Origin of the sequence: Streptomyces bicolor (assembly GCF_000719285.1) — a bacterium.
In the GTDB taxonomy this organism is placed as follows: Bacteria; Actinomycetota; Actinomycetes; order Streptomycetales; family Streptomycetaceae; genus Streptomyces; species Streptomyces bicolor.
This window is the reverse complement of the sequence record NZ_JOFS01000007.1, coordinates 205115-222135: the sequence shown is the minus strand read 5'-3', so window position 1 is coordinate 222135 and position 17021 is coordinate 205115. Positions and strand designations below refer to the sequence as shown.

Annotated in this window: 12 protein-coding genes; 5 read left to right on the top strand and 7 right to left on the bottom strand. The window is 71.3% G+C overall.

Annotated elements, in window-relative coordinates:
• Positions 1-49: 49 nt before the first annotated feature.
• From IF78_RS0111380 to IF78_RS0111360, 5 genes are all read right to left on the bottom strand, one after another.
• Positions 50-2194 carry an ABC transporter ATP-binding protein gene (locus IF78_RS0111380; RefSeq protein ID WP_063762163.1) on the bottom strand — a complete coding sequence of 715 codons (2145 nt, stop codon included), beginning with the start codon at positions 2192-2194 and terminating at the stop codon, positions 50-52.
• Positions 2195-2510: 316 nt separating this feature from the next.
• The gene (locus IF78_RS0111375; protein WP_031480377.1) at positions 2511-3452 is read right to left on the bottom strand and encodes a ParB/RepB/Spo0J family partition protein; all 942 of its coding nucleotides are present in this window, start codon (positions 3450-3452) and stop codon (positions 2511-2513) included.
• A 294-nt stretch (positions 3453-3746) separates the two neighbouring features.
• Positions 3747-5024: a sensor histidine kinase gene (locus IF78_RS0111370; RefSeq protein WP_051827700.1), complete on the bottom strand. Its 1278-nt coding sequence runs from the start codon at positions 5022-5024 to the stop codon at positions 3747-3749.
• Between the two features lie 6 nt (positions 5025-5030).
• Entirely contained in the window at positions 5031-5684 is a 654-nt protein-coding gene (locus IF78_RS0111365; protein WP_031480381.1) for a response regulator transcription factor, read from the bottom strand.
• A gap of 384 nt (positions 5685-6068) precedes the next feature.
• Positions 6069-8894, bottom strand: coding sequence for an AAA family ATPase (locus tag IF78_RS0111360; protein ID WP_051827698.1), 2826 nt, complete (start codon positions 8892-8894; stop codon positions 6069-6071).
• 623 nt (positions 8895-9517) lie between these two features.
• Here IF78_RS0111360 and IF78_RS0111355 point away from each other — a divergent pair.
• Complete coding sequence (locus IF78_RS0111355; RefSeq protein ID WP_031480385.1) at positions 9518-10894, top strand: MbnB/TglH/ChrH family RiPP precursor modification enzyme; 1377 nt, start codon at positions 9518-9520, stop codon at positions 10892-10894.
• A gap of 53 nt (positions 10895-10947) precedes the next feature.
• Here the strand turns inward: IF78_RS0111355 and IF78_RS0111350 are convergent, their stop codons facing one another.
• Positions 10948-11346: a winged helix-turn-helix transcriptional regulator gene (locus IF78_RS0111350; protein WP_031480387.1), complete on the bottom strand. Its 399-nt coding sequence runs from the start codon at positions 11344-11346 to the stop codon at positions 10948-10950.
• Between the two features lie 77 nt (positions 11347-11423).
• Between IF78_RS0111350 and IF78_RS0111345 the strand changes: the two genes are divergently transcribed.
• The 4 genes from IF78_RS0111345 (at position 11424) to IF78_RS0111330 (ending at position 16171) form a co-directional block, all read left to right on the top strand.
• A complete protein-coding gene (locus IF78_RS0111345) occupies positions 11424-12359 on the top strand; it encodes a zinc-binding dehydrogenase (protein ID WP_031480389.1) in 936 nt (311 codons plus the stop codon).
• A 317-nt stretch (positions 12360-12676) separates the two neighbouring features.
• A complete protein-coding gene (locus IF78_RS0111340; RefSeq protein WP_031480391.1) occupies positions 12677-13471 on the top strand; it encodes a DUF4142 domain-containing protein in 795 nt (264 codons plus the stop codon).
• Between the two features lie 96 nt (positions 13472-13567).
• Entirely contained in the window at positions 13568-14365 is a 798-nt protein-coding gene (locus tag IF78_RS0111335) for a TIGR04222 domain-containing membrane protein (protein ID WP_031480393.1), read from the top strand.
• A 123-nt stretch (positions 14366-14488) separates the two neighbouring features.
• Positions 14489-16171: an alpha/beta hydrolase gene (locus tag IF78_RS0111330; protein WP_031480395.1), complete on the top strand. Its 1683-nt coding sequence runs from the start codon at positions 14489-14491 to the stop codon at positions 16169-16171.
• 116 nt (positions 16172-16287) lie between these two features.
• On the opposite strand, the gene hemQ is transcribed toward IF78_RS0111330, so the two are convergent.
• Positions 16288-17019: a hydrogen peroxide-dependent heme synthase gene (hemQ, locus tag IF78_RS0111325; RefSeq protein ID WP_031480397.1), complete on the bottom strand. Its 732-nt coding sequence runs from the start codon at positions 17017-17019 to the stop codon at positions 16288-16290.
• Between the last annotated feature and the right edge of the window lie 2 nt (positions 17020-17021).

Sequence of the window (17021 nt, the reverse complement as noted above, 5' to 3'; positions counted from 1 at the left end):
CGTCGGTGGGCTCGCCGGGCGTCCTGCCGCCCGGCGGCGCTCCGTCGGCTCAGGGCTCGTCCGGCTCGCCGCGGCGGCGCACCTTGTACTCGCCGCCGCCTCCCGGCGGCATGCCGCCGCCGAGTGCGAGTCCGTCGCCCCCGGCCATCTGCCCCGCACCGGGCATCGGCCCCGTGCCGAGCATCGGGCCGCCGCCCAGGACCGGGCCGTCCCCGAGGGACATGACCTGCGGCCTGGCGCGGACGCCGTTGTGTGCTTCGGGGCCTTCGGCCCCGGGCTGTGGTCCCGCGCCGTTGGCGCCGACGGCCGGCCGGTCGAACTGGGTGCGGTGGAGCTCCGCGTACAGTTCCCCGGCCGCCAGGAGCTCCTCGTGCGTGCCGTGTTCGCGGACCCGGCCCCCGTCGATGACGAGGATCTGGTCGGCCTCGCGGATGGTGGACAGACGGTGCGCGATGACCAGGGAGGTCCGGTCACGCAGCGCGGTGGTCAGCGCCCGCTGGACGGCCGCCTCCGACTCGGAGTCCAGATGGGCGGTGGCCTCGTCGAGGATGACGACGGACGGGGCCTTGAGTATGAGCCTGGCCAGGGCCAGCCGTTGCTTCTCGCCGCCCGAGAGGCGGTAGCCGCGGTCGCCGACGACGGTGTCGAGGCCGCTGGGCAGCGAGCGGATCAACTCCCCTATCTGCGCCGCGTCACAGGCCTGCAGGAGATCGCGTTCGGTGGCCTCGGGACGGGCGTACAACAGGTTCGCCCGGATGGTGTCGTGGTAGAAGTGCGCGTCCTGGGTGACCACACCCACGGTGTCGCGCAGGGAGTCGAGGGTGACATCCCGCAGGTCGTGGCCGTCCATGCGGACACTGCCCGAGGTGGGGTCGTAGAGGCGGGACACCAGGTGCGTCATGGTCGTCTTGCCGCCTCCCGACGGCCCGACGAGTGCGGTGAGTTGTCCGGGCGGCAGCTCGAAGGACAGTTCGTGGAGCACCTGCGGGCTCTTCCTCGAACGGTCCTCCGGGGACTGCGTGTTGGCCTCCAGCGAGGCCAGGGAGACCTCGCTCGCGCTCGGGTAGCGGAAGGACACCTGGTCGAACTCGATGCGCGGGGCGGGGCCGGTCCCCGGCGACGGCAGCGGGGTGGCGGCGGGCTTCTCCTCGATGAGCGGTTTGAGGTCGAGGAGTTCGAAGAGGCGGTCGAAGCTGACCAGCGCGGTCAGGGCGTTCGCCTGCATGCCCGACAGCTGGGTGATGGGGCCGTACAGCCGGCCGAGGAGTACGGCGAGGGCGACGAGGGTGCCGATCCGGAACACGTCGTCCAGCACGAGAGCCCCGCCGGCTCCGTACACCAGCGCCGTCGCGAGGGCGGCGAGCAGGCCCATGGAGATGAACGACAGCCGGCTGAACACGGTCCACTTCACACCGACGTCGCGCACCTTGCCGGCGCGTGCCGAGAAGGCGGCGGCCTCCGCCTTCGGGCGGCCGTACAGCTTGGCCAGCATCGCGCCGCTCACGTTGAACCGCTCCTGGACGACGCCGGCCAACTCCGCGTTGGACTGCATCTGTTCCCTGGAGTAGCGCTGGAGGCGCCGGCCGACGTAGACGCCCGGTATGACGAACAGCGGCAGCAGGGCCACGGCGATCAGGCTGATGAGCCAGGACAGGTAGAACATCTCGGCGAGGACCAGCAGCACCGTCAGCACACCGGTCGCCGAGGTCAGCAGCAGACCGAGGGCCTGCTGGGCCAGCATGACGTCCGCGTTGAGCCTGCTGGTGAGCAGCCCGGTCTGGGTGCGGGTGAAGAACGCCATGGGCTGACGCTGGACATGGGTGAAGGTCTGGACGCGCAGATCGTGGCTGACCCCCTGGCCGATGCGGCCGGAGAAATAGCTCTGGCCGAGCTGCATCACCGCGTCGACCACGGCGAGTCCGGCGGCGGTGAGGGCCAGGGCGATGACGAGCCCCAGGTCGTCCTTGAGGATTCCCTCGTCGATGATCTCCTTGAGCAGCAGGGGCGTCGCCACGATGACGAGCGAGTCGACCAGGGTGGTGAGCAGCAGGAACAGCAGGGAGCGCCGGTGCGGCCGCATGTAGGTGAGCGCGCGGCGCAGTGTGCCGGGCCGCAGGGACTGCCTCTTGTGCTCGGTGTCGGACGAGTTGGGGTCTCCGACGGTGATTCCACCAGGACCTTGGCTGATTAACACGCGACGGAAACCTTCCTTGGATATGTAATTCCATCGGCTTCACACGTACCGGGACACTACCGTTCTGGATTTTCGCCGACCAGGCTTCCCGGTGGGCAGTTCGAGCGGCCGTGAAGTCTCGGAAAGTGCATGCCCGTGCGTCTCGGAAAAGAGAGGTCCGGAGCGTCCGGAACCGGGTGAGTATGATCAGGTGAATTCTCCGAAAAGGGTCGCCTCGAAGGGGCAGGGCAAAGGTCAGAGCTGGGCCCTGAATGTTTTCTCCTCATGGCCCCACTGTCCGACCGCGCGAATTGGACGGTTGGACACCCGTGCCGCGCTATGCCCTATCGGCGGCCTTCCGCTGTACCCGCTCCGCGAACTCCGCCCACATCTCGGCGCATTCCTTGGCGAGGTGGGCGACGACGCCACCGCAGTGCGGCGGGACGCGGTCGACGATCCGTTCCCATTCCTCCGTGTCGAGGGTGTGCAGGTTCAGCAGCCTCAGCAGAGTGCGCCCCGTCTCGCTGAACCGCAGTGCCGGGTCCGCCTTCAGTCGTTCCACGAGCGCGGCCCGGTCCTGGGCCGAGGCGCGTGTGGCCACGCCTACGGGCCCGAGTGCAGCACGGTTCGCCCTCTCCTCGTGCTGCGGCTGCCTTCTGCCCTGTGGCTGCGGGTCCTCGCCGCGCATCATGCGGTTGCGCACGTCGCGGACGGTCTCGGGCGAGATGTGGGCGGCCCGGGCCACCTGACGCAGCGACAGACTCGGGTTCTCGGCGATGATCTCGCTGGCCAGCCTGCGGCCTTCGGCTCCGCTGACCGGACGGACCCGGCCGTCCTGGCCGATCCTGCTCGTCCGTGCCTCGCCGTCGTCCCGGGACCGCCGGCGTATGTCGGCCACCGTGCCCGGCGCGATGCCCGTGACCGAGGCGATCATGCGGTCCGACCACTGCGGATGCGTGCTGATGATCCGGTCCGCGGCGCGCTTGCGGTCCGCGGTCGTCAGCGGCAGCCCGTGGGCGATGTTGGACTCCACGGCCAGTACGAACGCGTCGGCGGCGTCGCCGTCGAAGAACCTGGCCGCGATCTTGCTCTGGCCGCGCAGTTGCGCGGCGCGCACCCGGTGCACGCCGTCGATGATCCGCATCGTAGGGCGGTGCACGGTGATCGGCGGCAGCGGTGTCTGCACCGCGGCCAGGGCTTGCACATGTTCCTCATCGGCTCCGGAGAGCCTCGGCGAGTCGCCCGTCGACAATGAACTGATCTCGACTTCGACGACCATGAGTCGATCGATGCGCGGATGGCCAGGTATCGCCAACTCAATTCCCCCTAGTGACTCGGTCCGCTCCCCACGCATGCGCACCGAAATACGGAGAGAACCCGTCATTCCCGCCGCCGCAGGCCACGTTGAATCCGTAGCAGAACGTTTCGCCGAGTCTCTGAATCCTGCTCGTGCCCATTGCCACTTACCCGGTTCGCATTACCCGATGCGAACACGATGACCCTAACAACGGCTTTCCGGGCTTGGACACCCCTACCCACCCCTACGGGGCCCTTCCCGTCCGTCCGCTCGCCGTCACATCTGGGCGAGGGCGGGAACCACGGCGTCATTGCGCAGCGGGAAGGCGACCTCCACCACCAGGCCGCCGCCCGGCCGGGCGCGGGCGGTGAGTGCGGCGTCGTGGGCGGTGGCGATGGTGCGCACGATGGACAGACCCAGCCCATGGTGGCCCCCGCCGGCGCTGCGGCCGAGCCGCTGGAAGGGCTCGAAGAGCCGCTCGACCTGGTCCGGCGGCACCTCGGGCCCCGTGTTGGCGACCGTCACCACCGCGTGCCGCCCCCTCGTGCCGGTGGTGATCTCGACGCGTCCGCCGGGGACGTTGTAGTCCACGGCGTTGTCGACGAGGTTGGCCACCAGTCGCTCCACGAGCGCGGTGTCGCCGGTCACGGGGGCGGGCGCGATCCTGATGTCCACGTCGAGGTCGCGGTGTTCGGCGTCCGGGCGCGGGATGCCGACCGCCTGCTCGGCGGCGTCGGCGAGGTCGACGGCTTCGCGGCGGTCCAGGCCGCGCTCGCTGCTGGACAGGGTGAGGAGCGACTCCAGCAGGCGTGCCTGCTGCCGGCTGCTCGCGAGCAGCCGCTCCATGTTCGAGCGGTACGACTCCACGGTGGCGTCGCGGTCCATGAGCGACTCCTCCACCAGCGCGTGCTCCAGAGTGAGCGGTGTGCGCAACTCGTGCGCCGCGTTGGCGACGAAGCGCCGGTGGGAGTCGAGGGCGACCTCCAGCCGGCCGAGGAGGCCGTCGACGGTGTCGGCGAGGTCCTTCAGCTCGTCGGCGGGCCCGACGACGGCGAGGCGCTCATGCACGTTGCGCGCGGAGATACGGCGGATGGTGCCCGTCATGGTGCGCAGCGGCCGCAGTACCCGCCCGGCGACCAGCCAGCCGAGCACGATCGAGATCACCGCCATGATGGCGAGCGCGATACCCGCCTGCACCAGCAGGTTCTCCAGCCCCTCCTGGTGCTGACGGTAGGCGTGTTCCCGCAGGTTCCCCATACCGGCGTCCAGGTTGGGCGGGGTGCCCTCCGTCAGTCCGACGGATGTGCCGGAGTCCGGGCCGCGGCTCAGGCGGGACACGTCGCCGCCCTCCGTGCCGACGATGACGTTCGACGAGGCATGCGTGACGAGCAGGTAGGTGATCGTGAGCAGCACCGCCCCGGAGGCGACGAACAGCACGCCGTACAGCAGCGTGAGGCGCATGCGGACCCTACGGGGCGTCAGACGGCGTACGGTCGCGGCGAGCAGGCGGGCGGCGCCGGCGAGCGGCGCCGCCGTGGGCTTCGGCAGTCGCATCGTGCCTCAAATCCGGTAGCCGCCCCGGGGGACGGTCTCGATCAACGGCGGGTCGCCGAGCTTGGGACGCAGCCGGTTGATGGTCGCCTTGACGGTGGTGGTGAAGGGGTCGGCCGCCTCGTCCCACACCCGTTCCAGCAACTCCTCCGCCGACACCACCCGCCCCTGGGCGGCGAGCAGGTACTCCAGGACCGCGAGTTCCTTCGGGGTGAGCGCGAGCCGCCGCGAGGCGCGCGTGGCGATCCGTCGCGCCGGGTCCAGACGCAGATCGCCGTGGACCAGCACCGGGGGCACGGCCGGCTGCGAGCGGCGGCCCAAAGCGCGGATGCGGGCGACCAGTTCGGCGTACGCGAAGGGCTTGGGCAGGTAGTCGTCCGCGCCGAGGCTGAGCCCCTCGACCCGGTCGGCGATGGTGCTGGACGCGGTCAGCATCAGCACCCTGGCGTGGACCGGCTCGTCGGCCAGCCGGCTGCACACCTCGTCGCCGTGCACACCGGGCAGATCCCGGTCGAGGACGACGACGTCGTACTCGACGACGGCCGTGCGCTCGAGCGCGTCCGCGCCGTCGTACACCACGTCCACCGCCATGCCCTCACGGCGCAGGACCCGCGCGACCGACTGCGCGAGTTCGACGTGGTCCTCGACCACCAGCACCCTCATCGACCCTCCTGGCGCCGGACCGGGCCGGGCGGCCCGCCTGATCACACCGCACGACGCTGCCCGATCCCCCGTCACGCACCGGTCACAGTCCGCTTGTCCCGGTTCCCCGGTCCCTTGGTCCCTTGGTTCCCCGGATCGCAGGGTACCGACGCGAACTCCCCGTCCACAGGCCCGGATCAGGGCACATCCGTCTCCGGTCGGACTCCTGTGACCCACCGACTCCTGTGACCCGCCCGCGCTTTCGGACCGCGCTGTGACCGCCCGCCCCGTAGAACAACCGGAGCGGAACCGACCGTAACGCCCGCCCGGCAGGGAGTCGTGACCTCGCAGATGACCGAAGGACCCCTCTTCTCGCACGCGCCGCACCGGGTGTTCTCGGACCTGTCACGCCGGGTGGCGAGCCGCGCGGTGACGGCGCTTCGCGGGCTGACCAGGGCTCGCGGCCGAGGTGATCTTGGCCATCAGGTCCGTACGGCGCTGGACGTCCAGTTTGCGGTAGGCGCGCGTCAGGTGCTGTTCGACCGTGCTCACCGTGATGAACAGCTTGTCGGCGATCTCCCGGTTGGTCAGTCCGCGGGCGGCGAGCGTCGCCACCCGCAGCTCCGCGTCGCTGAGCTCGACGGGCTGCTGTCGTGGCCGAGCCGCCCCCGTGCCGTCCCGGTCGGGGGACGTGCCGGTGTCGGACGGCGGCGCCTCAGGGGCCGGCACACCGCATTCGCCGGCCAGCTGGCGCGCCCTGCGAGCCAGGGCGCGGGCCTGCCCGGCGTCGCCGAGCTCGCGGTGGGCGCGGGCCAGCTCGTCGGTGGCACGGACGAGTTCGAGCCGGTGCCCGGTCTCCCGCAGGATCTCCACGGCCTCCCCCAGCAGCGGCAGCCGGCGCGCGGGGGCGAGGGTGCGGGCGAGGACCCGCAGCGAGACACCGCGCGTCCACGTGGCTCCGGGTCCGACCAGCGCGAGCTGTTCCTCGGCCAGGGCGCGGGCGCGGCGCTGGTCGCCGAGCGCCAGGTGGGCGAGGGCGGCGTCGGTGCGCCAGGGGACCAGGGCGGGCAGGTCGAGGCCCCAGCCGGTCATGGTGTCGCCGCAGGCCCGGAAGTCGTCGAGCGCCGCGTAGGGGCGTCCGGCCGCGAGGTAGTAGCAGCCGCGCGCCCACAGATAGAGCAGTCCGTCGGGGGTCCGGAACGCCGCCTCGGTCACGGGCACGCCGAGGTGGTCGGCCGCCTCGCCGAGCCGGCCCATGGCCGTCTTCACGTACACGGCGACGGCGACGAGCGACGCGAGGGCCACGCCCCAGCCTTCGGCCGGTACGAGTGCGTTCGCCGTACGGACGGACTCCTCGGCGGCGCTCAGCCCGCCCAGCCGCACCTCCATCCGGGACTTCACGGCGGCGAACCGGGCCTGCCACATGGGGGCACCGCGCTCGGTGGCCTCCTTGGACAGCGTCTCGCACCAGTACGCCGCCTCGTGGAGGTGGTCGGCGAGGACGAGGGAGTCCAGGGTGGCGACGAGCATGGGGACCGTGTGGTCGTCGAGGCGGGTGCCCTGGAGGATCTGTTCCGCCCGCACCACGACGTCGTCCCTGCTGGGGTCGGACGCCGCCCGGGCCAGGGTCGCCACCCGGTCATGGACGCTGCGCGCGGCCGAGGGCGCCCGCGACACGTCACCGGTCGCGTCGGGCAGGTCGGCACGGGGCAGTCCCGGGTAGGTGCGGTCCATCCACAGCCGGATGTCGTCGAGCCGGTGGCGCAGTCCCGCAGCCGCGTCGCCGCGTCCGGCGGTGTGCAGCACGGCGAGTGCCTGGTCGACCTCGCCGAACCACAGCAGGTGTTCGGCCAGTTCGGCGGACTGCCGGTGTCCGAGGCGGCCCGCGAGGGCCGCGGCCGTGAGCTCGGGCAGGTAGCGGGCGCCGATGGCCGGGTTGACGCGCCAGGCGGCCCGGGTCAGCGCAGCCTTGACGTCCAGGGACTGGCCCTCGTCCGTGCAGAGGTCGCGGGCGGCGCGCAGGCAGGACAGCGCCAGGGCGACGTCGTCGTCGGTCAGGGCCCGGTCTGCCGCCTCGATCAGGGTCGGCAGCGCCCACGCGTCGTCGATGCGCTGCGCGAGCATCAGATGCCGCGCGACCACGGTCGCGGCCCTGCCGTGCTCGTGCAGCACCGTGGCGACGCGGGCCTCCAGGCGGGCCCGGTGCGCGGGCTCCATGCTGTGCAGCACCGCGACCCGGCCCGCCTCGTGCCGGAACCAGCCGGAGCCGGAGCCGAGCAGCCCCATCGCGCCGAGGGCGGTCAGGCCGCGGTGCACCGATTCGCGGCTTGCGCCCAGGACTTCGGCCAGTTCCGCGGGCGAGGCCTGCGGGCCGAGGACGGCGAGTGCCCAGGCGATGGGCTGCAGCGCGGGGTCGACGCGGTACAAACACGCGGTGACGGCCCGCTCGAAGGCCTCGCCCGGCACACAGGCGGCGAGCCCGCCGCCGTCGCCGTCGGCGAGCGACGCCGCGGTGTCCTCCAGGAGCGCTTTCGTCAGCAGGGGGTTGCCGCCACCGGTCCGGTGCAGGTGCGTGACGAGCGGGCGCGTCCGCCACCGCTCCCCGCCGTAGGCGCCGGCCATGTCGCCGACGCCACGTCGGGTCAGCGGGCCGAGCCGGATATTCCGGCAGCCCGGAAGGCGTAGGAAATCAACCTGGAAGCGGGTGTTGTCGGATAAACCTGTGAAGCTTTCCGCGAGCACCATCAGAATGCGTTTTCTGTTCAGCCTTCGCGCCAGATAGAGAAGGCATTCAAGCGAATCCTGATCTATGTGATGAACATCGTCGACGATGACCATCACAGGCCTTTGCCTTGCCTTTTCAAGGACAATCCCGCACTGCTCGGTGACCACCGCGGCGGGAAGCGGCACCCGCGTCCGCCGTCCCGATCCGGCCATCGCCGCTGCACCCTGCGACCGCGACGCACCGGCCATGTCCTCCTCGGGCGACCCGACCCCGAGCAGCAGTTGCCCCATCACCCCAAGGGGCATGTCGCGCTCCGCGTCCGACGCCGTGGCCTGCAGCAACAGCGCTCCGGCGGCAGCCGCCCGCTCCCCGAAGGCACGCAGCAGCGCGCTCTTCCCGCTCGCGACCGCGCCGCTCACCAACAGCACGCCGCCCTGTCCGGCCATCGCGGCGTCGAACATGCCCTCCATGACCGACAGTTCCTTGTCCCGCTCCACCAAGTTCATGAGCCGACTTATCCCCCAGTCCCGACGGCTGATTCTCGCGCGGTACGGACGGCCGATCAGATGCAGCCTTTCGGACGAGACCGCCCTCCCCTGTGAAGATTCTCCCATAAGGAAAAATCAACTACCAGCCCGATTCGATGCAGAGACTTCGGGACAACACTGAATTCACGCCATTCAGCCCGCAAACGGACCACCAAATTCCGAATTGAATGGCACTTCTTGCGCGGTTTTCAGGTGGCGAAAATCAACTGACCATTCGGTCGGCCGGTGGCCCGAATGCATCTGACCTGGCACGCTGGCCGGACCACGCGCCTGCGGGTGACCGATCCGCCTGCCCGGGCGCACCGGCGGCGCTGGTGTAGTCCTCCGCGAGGAACGCTTTCTGTCGGCTTTCGGTCAGCATTGCTTGAACATCCCCGGCGCCCCGCGCGTACGACGGTGCAGTGGCCGTCGGCGACGCGGAGGAGGCGCCGGGCACAACCTCAAATGTTGCTCTGAAGGTGCCCGCCCGGGGGTTCGGGCCGAGCCCCGGGGGCCATACCCCCGTCACGTCCGAACGTCCGACACGTCGAAGGAGACGGGACAGCGGATACGGAAGAGGCGAAGAGGCCGAGGAGGGGACGATGCAGCGACTGGGCACGGGGATCGGGTGGCGCCCGGAGATCGCGGACGCCGTGGAGCGCATGCCGGGCATCGACTGGGTCGAGACCGTCGCCGAGAACGTCTGCCCCGGGCACCTGCCCGAGTCGCTGGCACGGCTGCGCCGGCGCGGCGTGACCGTGATACCGCACGGCGTCTCGCTGGGCCTCGGCGGCGCGGACCGACCCGACGCCGACCGGCTGACCGCGCTCGCCGAGCGGGCGTCGGCGCTGGGATCGCCGCTGGTCACCGAGCACATCGCGTTCGTACGGGCGGGCGGCCCGCTGACCGCGTCCCCGCGGCTGGAGGCGGGGCACCTGCTGCCCGTGCCGCGCACCCGCGACGCCCTCGACGTACTGTGCGAGAACATTCGCATCGCTCAGGACGCGCTGCCCGTGCCGCTCGCCGTGGAGAACATCGCCGCGCTCATCTCCTGGCCGGGCGAGGAGATGAGCGAGGGACAGTTCCTGTACGAACTCGCCGACCGCACGGGCGTACGCCTCCTCATCGACGTGGCCAACCTGCACACCAACCACGTCAACCGCGGCGAGGACCCGGCCAAGGCGCTCGCCGAGCTGCCCCTGGAGGCGATCGCCTACGTCCATGTCGCGGGCGGCTTCGAACGCGACGGCGTCTGGCACGACAGCCACGCCCACCCGGTCCCCCGGCCGGTCCTCGACATCCTGACCGACCTCGCCTCCCGGGTGTCCCCGCCTGGCGTCCTTCTGGAGAGGGACGAGAACTTCCCGGAACCTGCCGAGCTGGAGCGGGAGTTGGGGTCGATACGGGGGGCTTTGGAGAAGGGCGACGCCGAGAGGCGGACTTCCGCGGAGGGCGCCACGGAGGGGGCGGCGCTCGCGGAGGGGGCATCGGAGGCAGCGACGCTCATGGAGGGCGCATTCGAGCAGGCGGTGCCGGCGGAAGCGCGGGCCGGGGCCGGCACGGACCCCGCCCGGCAGCGCCTCGCACTCGCGCAGGCCGCCCTGCTGTCCGCCCTCGTCGCCGGTACGCCGGTGCCGGAGGGGTTCGACCGGGTGCGGCTGGGCGTGCAGGCGCGAGCGCTCGCCGGGAAGCGGGCGGATGTCGTGGCGAAGGTCGCGCCGGAGTTGCCGGTGATTCTCGGGCAGGGCTATCGGCGGGGCTTCCTCGCGTACGCGCACGGGCACCCGATGACCGACGGCTATCGGCGCGACGCGCTCGACTTCGCCGGGTATCTGCTGACGGAGGGGCGACTGGAGGACGAACGGGTGCGGGCGGAGTTGCGGGAGTGGTGGCTGGAGCGGTCGGGCCCGAGGCCGCGGTCACGGCGGCCGGGCGTGCGCCTGGCGCGGGCCACGCGCCGGGTGCTGCTGCGGCGGTGAGCGGTCGGCCGGGCGTTGCGGACTCGCACAAGTGCGAGCCGGTCCGGGCCCGTTCAGTCGGTGTCGGGGCTCTGCTCCGCCGCGGTGTCGTAGGCGGCACGGGCCTCGGCGATGGCGGACCGATGCCGCTCGGCCCAGCCCACCAGAGCGGTCAGTGAGGTGTGGAGCTCCTGGGCCATGGGCGTGAGGCTGTACTCGACCTTGGGTGGCACGGTCGGATACACCGTGCGGACGAGCAGTCCGTCCCGCTCCAGCCTGCGCAGGTTGAGGGTGAGCATCCGTCGGCTGATGCCGTTGATGGCGCGTTCCAGCTCGGTGAACCGAACCGGGCCGTGGGCGGCGGCGATCAGGATGCCGATGCTCCACTTGCCCGCCACCCGGTCGAGCACCTCGGTGACCGGGCAGGCTTCGTCCCTGAGCGCCTCGGTAACACGGGTGTGACTGCGTGACACGAAAGTGCCTCCTTCCGATGACCAGCAAGGTTATCGATGATGACTGCTGTCACAAGTCGTGAACCAAGGGGGACGACATGTCTGTTCGCGCTCTGGTCGTCGATCCGTCAGCATCCGCGGCGGCCGTCCGCCTCGCCGAGGTGCCCGACCCTGCGCCCGGGCCGGGCCAGGTCCTGGTGGCCGTCTCCCACGCCTCGTTGAACTACGGCGATCTCAACGACGCCCGCTCCGGGCGGATCCCTGTGGGTGCGGTGCTCGGTTCGGACGCCGCCGGAGTGGTCGTCCGGGCCGCAGCCGACGGAACCGGCCCGGCGGTGGGCACCGAGGTGGTGGCCCTGACCTCGGGAGCGTTCGCCGAGCGCGTCGCGATCGACGTGGGTGCGCTGGCCGAGGTGCCGAAGGGACTGGACCTGGCACGGGCGGTGGCCCTGCCGGTCGCCGGAGTGGCGGCACTGCGCTCGCTGCGGGCAGCCGGACTCGGACCGGACAAGAGGGTGTTGGTCACCGGGGCCTCCGGCGGGGTCGGCCGGTTCGCCGTCCAGCTGGCGGCGCGGGCCGGTGCCCACGTGATCGCGTCCGTGGGCTCGGCCGCCCGCGGGGAGGGGCTGGCCGAGTCCGGCGCCGACGAGGTGCTGATCGGACTGGAGGGACTCCAGCGCCCGGTCGACGTGGTCATCGACAGCGTCGGCGGCCCCCAACTGGTCGCGGCATGGAACCTGCTCGCTCCCGGGGGCAGCGTGCAGAGCGTCGGCTGGACGTCCGGGCAGCCGGCGGTCTTTCCGCCGTATGCGACGGTCGGCCCGGCCAAGTCGCTGACCTCCTTCGTCATCGAGGGCGATGTCGGCGCGGACCTGGCCATTCTCACCGAACTGGCCGCTGAAGGGGCCCTCACCGTCGAGATCGGCTGGCAAGGATCCTGGGACCGCTTCGACGAGGCGGCGCAGGCCCTTCGCGGACGCCGCATCCCCGGAAAGGCGATCCTGGAGGTGGCAGGCGCGCGCAGGGTTCGGTGAGCACGACCAGCGGCACGGTCGGGTGGCCAGCCGGTCGATGGACTCGCGCGGCTCGTCTTGGCAGGCCGCCGCACGAACGGCCCAGCTCCTCATCGAGGCGGCCCCGACACCCCAGCCCTGCAAGGCGGTCGACTCCCCCGAATCATCCCGTTTACCCCTGTCCGCCACCCACCCCAACTCCCGATTCACCCGTAACCATACCCTTTGCAACGATTCGCTCCCCTACGACAGTTGGCGTAGACCCCAAGTACCCCGAAGTAATATGCCAACCCAACCCTCGAAGCGCACTGACGTGCGGTGCCGCAACAGGAGGCACCATGCGACCTCGACCCCCGATCAACGGCCGAGGCATCTTCAGCGGCACCGGGCTCATCATCACGGGCCTGACGGCGACCCTGCTGGCGATGATCTTCCCGATCTGGTCGTACGCCGACCGGTCCGGGACCGGCGTGGACGTGCTCAACGCCGAGACCGTCTCGACCGGGTACGGACCCCTGTCCGGTCTCGACCGCGATTTCATCACCAAGGTCCGGCTGGCCGGGCTCTGGGAACTGCCCGCCGGGCAGCAGGCACTGCAGAAGGGCACCACCCCGGCCGTGCGGACCGCGGGGCAGCACCTCGTCGAGGGGCACACGTTCCTGGACGAGCGGGTGCGTGACGTCGCCGCCAAGCTCGGCCTGGAGCTGCCCAACGAGCCCAGCGTGCAGCAGCGGGAGTGGCTGGCGACCCTGGACTCGGCCCAGGGCGTCGAGTACGACAGGCAGTTCGCCAACATCCTGCGGCTGGCGCACGGCAAGGTGTTCTCCGTCGTCGCCCAGGTGCGGGCCGGCACCCGCAACTCCCTCGTCCGCGCGCTCGCCGACGACGCCAACACCACTGTCCTGGACCACATCACGGTCCTGGAGGCAACCGGCTACGTCGACTTCGACGCCTTGGCCCAGGACATGGCCGCCGGCAGCACTCCTCCGCTCAACCCCTCCCCCGCCCCGCCCGGCCCGACCCTCGACCCCGCGCCGGCCGTCCCGGCGACCCCGACCACGGCCCCGTCACCGACGTACACACTGCCGCCGGCCGCCACCAGCCGCCCACCGGACGATCCCGGTAATTCCTGAAAATCCGCCCTAAAACCGTAACCATTAATGGAGAAACCCCCACGGCGAGCAACCAACTCCGCGAAAACGGCGGCGGTTCAGCCGCAAAATGGTGCCATGTTCTGGGTGCTTCTTCTGCTGCTGGCCTGGGCCGTCGCCGGAACGGCGTGCACGCGGCTGTGTCTGGCCGCCGCGCACGCCGCTGCCAGGGACACGAAAGAGGCGACGGCAGGCCGAGGACACGATCTGACGTTGTACGAGGCCGCGTTCCTGTCCGGCGGACCCCGACGGGTGGCCGACCTGACGCTCGTCTCCATGGCGCTGCAGCGGCGGCTGCTGCTCGCGCACACCGGCTGGGCGACGGTCGTCGATCCGCGTGGGCGCGACGAGATGGAGCGCTCGGTCATAGGGGCCATCGGGCCGGAGGGCCAGTCCCGGATCGAGCCGGTACGGGACGCCGCGGCCGCCGCCGACGCGGTGGGCAGCCTGGGCGACCGGCTGGTGAGCGCGGGTCTCGCCGTGCCCGACGGGGCGCGCGGCGGCGTCGCGGAGACGATCCGGCAGGTGCGGCTCGCCGCACTGGCCGTCGTGGCGCTGGGCGTGACCGCCCTGCTCGCCCCGGCCCGGTCGGACATGCCGGCGCATCTGGTGGCCCTCTGGTTCGCGCTCCCCTTCGTACTCACGCTGAGCTGCCTCGCCATCGCCCGGATCGAGATCAGCCCGTACTCGCGGTGGGCCTCCCCGGCCGGACAGCGGCTGCTCAGCGCCCTGGTCCGGAACTCCGAAGGCGGGGACCACCGTACGTACCTCACCTCCGTCGCGGTCCGGGGCGTGCGGGCGATCGGCGAGCCGGAGCTGCGCGCGGCCTTCGCACACCGCGAACCGCATCACGCCGCGTTCCACCGCCGCGACTGATGGCCGGGCGGTCGGTGACGCATCGGGGGCATTGACGCCGACACCGGCAGCACGGTGCTTGCCTTCATCAACAGACGAACGAAATATCCCTTTTGTTGCTGCCGTGCACTGAAGGGATACGCGATGAGAGCTCCCGCCCTCTACTCGGTCGCCGGAGCGCTGCTCCTGACCGCCCTCTCCAACGCCCCGACCGGCAGCACCGCGGCCGCCGCCCCGGGCACGCCCACGCAGGCGGACGAAAGGCTGGGCACGGCGGTGGCCGCCGCCCGCGCCGAGAAGGCAGGCATCACCTTCGGCAGGTGCGCCAAGGGCCTGGAGCTGCCGACCGACGTGAAGTGCGGCACCGTGTCCGTCCCGCTCGACTACACCGACCCCTACGGCAAGCAGATCCGGCTCACCGTCAGCCGGGTGCAGGCCACTCACAAGGACCCGCACAACAGCAAGCGCCGGGTCCCCCGCCAGGGCGCCCTGGTCTACAACCCCGGTGGGCCGGGCGCCTCCAGCCTGCACTTCCCGCTGATCGGGGTCCTGCCCGCGTGGAAGCGGCTGGCGGGAGCGTACGACCTGGTCGGCTACGCCCCGCGTGGAGTGGGGCCGTCCGCGCCGGTGTCATGCCAGGACCCCAAGCAGTTCTTCAACGGGCCCACGCTCGCGCCCACGCACCCCTCCGAGGCGTACAAGCAGCACCGCATCGCCCGGGCGAAGGCCTACGCACGCGGCTGCGCCGTGCGCACCGGCAGCGCGCTGCGGCACTACAACTCCCTCAACAACGCCCGTGACCTGTACGTCCTGCGCGCCGCGCTGGGCGAGGAGAAGCTGACGTTCATGGGCGCGTCGTACGGCACCTACTTCGGGGCGCTGTACGCGACCCTCTTCCCCTCACATGTACGGCGCATGGTGTTCGACTCGGCGGTGAACCCCGACCCTGCGCAGATCTGGTACCGCAGCAACCTCCTGCAGTCGGCCGCGTTCGAGGGACGGTGGGCGGACTTCCGGGAGTGGGTCGCCAAGCACCACGCCGTGTACGGCCTCGGCAAGACCGCCGACGAGGTGCTGCGCAACTACGAGAAGGTGCGGGAGCGGCTGGCCGTGAAGCCGGCCGGCGGGAAGGTCGGGCAGGGCGAGCTGCAGGAGGCGTACCTGCAGGCCGGGTACTACGACGACTACTGGCCCGCGCGGGCGCAGGCGCTGTCGGCCTATCTGAAGGGCGACGCGAAGCCGCTCGCCGAGCTGGCCTCGCCGGTCGCGGACGCGGCGGTCCAGGAGGAGAACACCAACGCGGTCTACACGGCCGTGGAGTGCAACGACGCGTCCTGGCCGACGAACTGGGCGGTCTGGGACCGGGACAACACCCGGCTCGCGCGCGTGGCGCCGTTCGAGACCTGGGACAACGTGTGGATGAACCTGCCGTGCGCCTACTGGCAGGCAACCCGGCAGCAGCCGCTCGATGTGCGGACCGGGCCGGGTGAGCTGCCGCCGGTTCTGATCCTGGCCGCCGAGCGGGACGCCGCCACGCCGTACGACGGGGCGCTGGAGATGCACCGGCGGCTGTCGGGCTCGGTCCTGGTGACCGAGCGGGACGCCGGCACGCACGGCATCGCGTACGGCCCGAACGCCTGCGTCAACGGCTACATCGACGCCTACCTGCTCTCGGGGCGCCTCCCGGAGCGGCGGGCGGCGTGCGAGGGGCACCCCGAGCCGAAGCCGGGGCGTCCGGACGACCGTCAGGCGAAGAAGCTGAGCAAGCAGACCGAGACGAAACCGGGCGGCCGCCCCCAGCAGGCCGCCGCCCGTCTCCCACACTGATCAGGCGAGCCGGGCGACCGACTCGCCACGGACTTCCGACGCCCGGTGCTGCACCTCCCGGGGGGACAACCCACCCCGGGCCCTCCGGCCGACCTCGCCTCACCGAAAAGAACCGGTCAGGCGAGCCCGGCCACCAACTCGGCCACGGACTTCCGGCGCCCCGTGAAGAACGGCACCTCTTCGCGGACGTGCATCCGGGCCTCCGAAGCCCGCAGGTGGCGCATGAGGTCGACGATGCGGTAGAGCTCGTCGGCCTCGAAGGCCAGGAGCCACTCGTAGTCGCCCAGCGAGAACGAGGCGACCGTGTTGGCGCGGACGTCCGGGAAGCCGCGGGCCATCTTGCCGTGGTCGGCGAGCATGCGGCGGCGGTCCTCGTCGGGCAGCAGGTACCAGTCGTAGGAGCGCACGAAGGGGTAGACGCTGACGTAGTTGCGCGGCGTCTCGTCGGCGAGGAACGCCGGGATGTGCGAGCGGTTGAACTCCGCGGGGCGGTGCAGCGCCATGTTCGACCAGACCGGCGTGAGCGCGCGGCCCAGCTTGGTGCGGCGGAAGAGGTTGTACGCCTCCTGCAGCTGGTCGCTGGTCTCGGCGTGCCACCAGATCATGACGTCGGCGTCGGCGCGCAGCCCGGACACGTCGTACGTGCCGCGGATCTTCACGTCCTTGGCGGCGAGCTGGTCGAACAGCTCCTGGACCTCGTCGGCGTAGCCCGCGCGGTCCTCGGGGAGCACGTCCTTCAGCTTGAAGACGGACCAGAGGGTGTAGCGGATGACCTCGTTGAGGTCCTTGGCCAGCTTGCCCTTGTTCGGGATCCTGCCGGACTCGGTGGTGGGGGCGTCGTCACTCATGT

What these genes read in the sequence shown, in the direction of transcription:
- IF78_RS0111375 (WP_031480377.1), bottom strand. Translation starts at nt 3,452, where the DNA reads ATGGTCGTCGAAGTCGAGATCAGTTCATTGTCGACGGGCGACTCGCCG.
- IF78_RS0111370 (WP_051827700.1), bottom strand. Translation starts at nt 5,024, where the DNA reads ATGCGACTGCCGAAGCCCACGGCGGCGCCGCTCGCCGGCGCCGCCCGC.
- IF78_RS0111365 (WP_031480381.1), bottom strand. Translation starts at nt 5,684, where the DNA reads ATGAGGGTGCTGGTGGTCGAGGACCACGTCGAACTCGCGCAGTCGGTC.
- IF78_RS0111360 (WP_051827698.1), bottom strand. Translation starts at nt 8,894, where the DNA reads ATGAACTTGGTGGAGCGGGACAAGGAACTGTCGGTCATGGAGGGCATG.
- IF78_RS0111355 (WP_031480385.1), top strand. Translation starts at nt 9,518, where the DNA reads ATGCAGCGACTGGGCACGGGGATCGGGTGGCGCCCGGAGATCGCGGAC.
- IF78_RS0111345 (WP_031480389.1), top strand. Translation starts at nt 11,424, where the DNA reads ATGTCTGTTCGCGCTCTGGTCGTCGATCCGTCAGCATCCGCGGCGGCC.
- IF78_RS0111340 (WP_031480391.1), top strand. Translation starts at nt 12,677, where the DNA reads ATGCGACCTCGACCCCCGATCAACGGCCGAGGCATCTTCAGCGGCACC.
- IF78_RS0111335 (WP_031480393.1), top strand. Translation starts at nt 13,568, where the DNA reads ATGTTCTGGGTGCTTCTTCTGCTGCTGGCCTGGGCCGTCGCCGGAACG.
- IF78_RS0111330 (WP_031480395.1), top strand. Translation starts at nt 14,489, where the DNA reads ATGAGAGCTCCCGCCCTCTACTCGGTCGCCGGAGCGCTGCTCCTGACC.
- hemQ (WP_031480397.1), bottom strand. Translation starts at nt 17,019, where the DNA reads ATGAGTGACGACGCCCCCACCACCGAGTCCGGCAGGATCCCGAACAAG.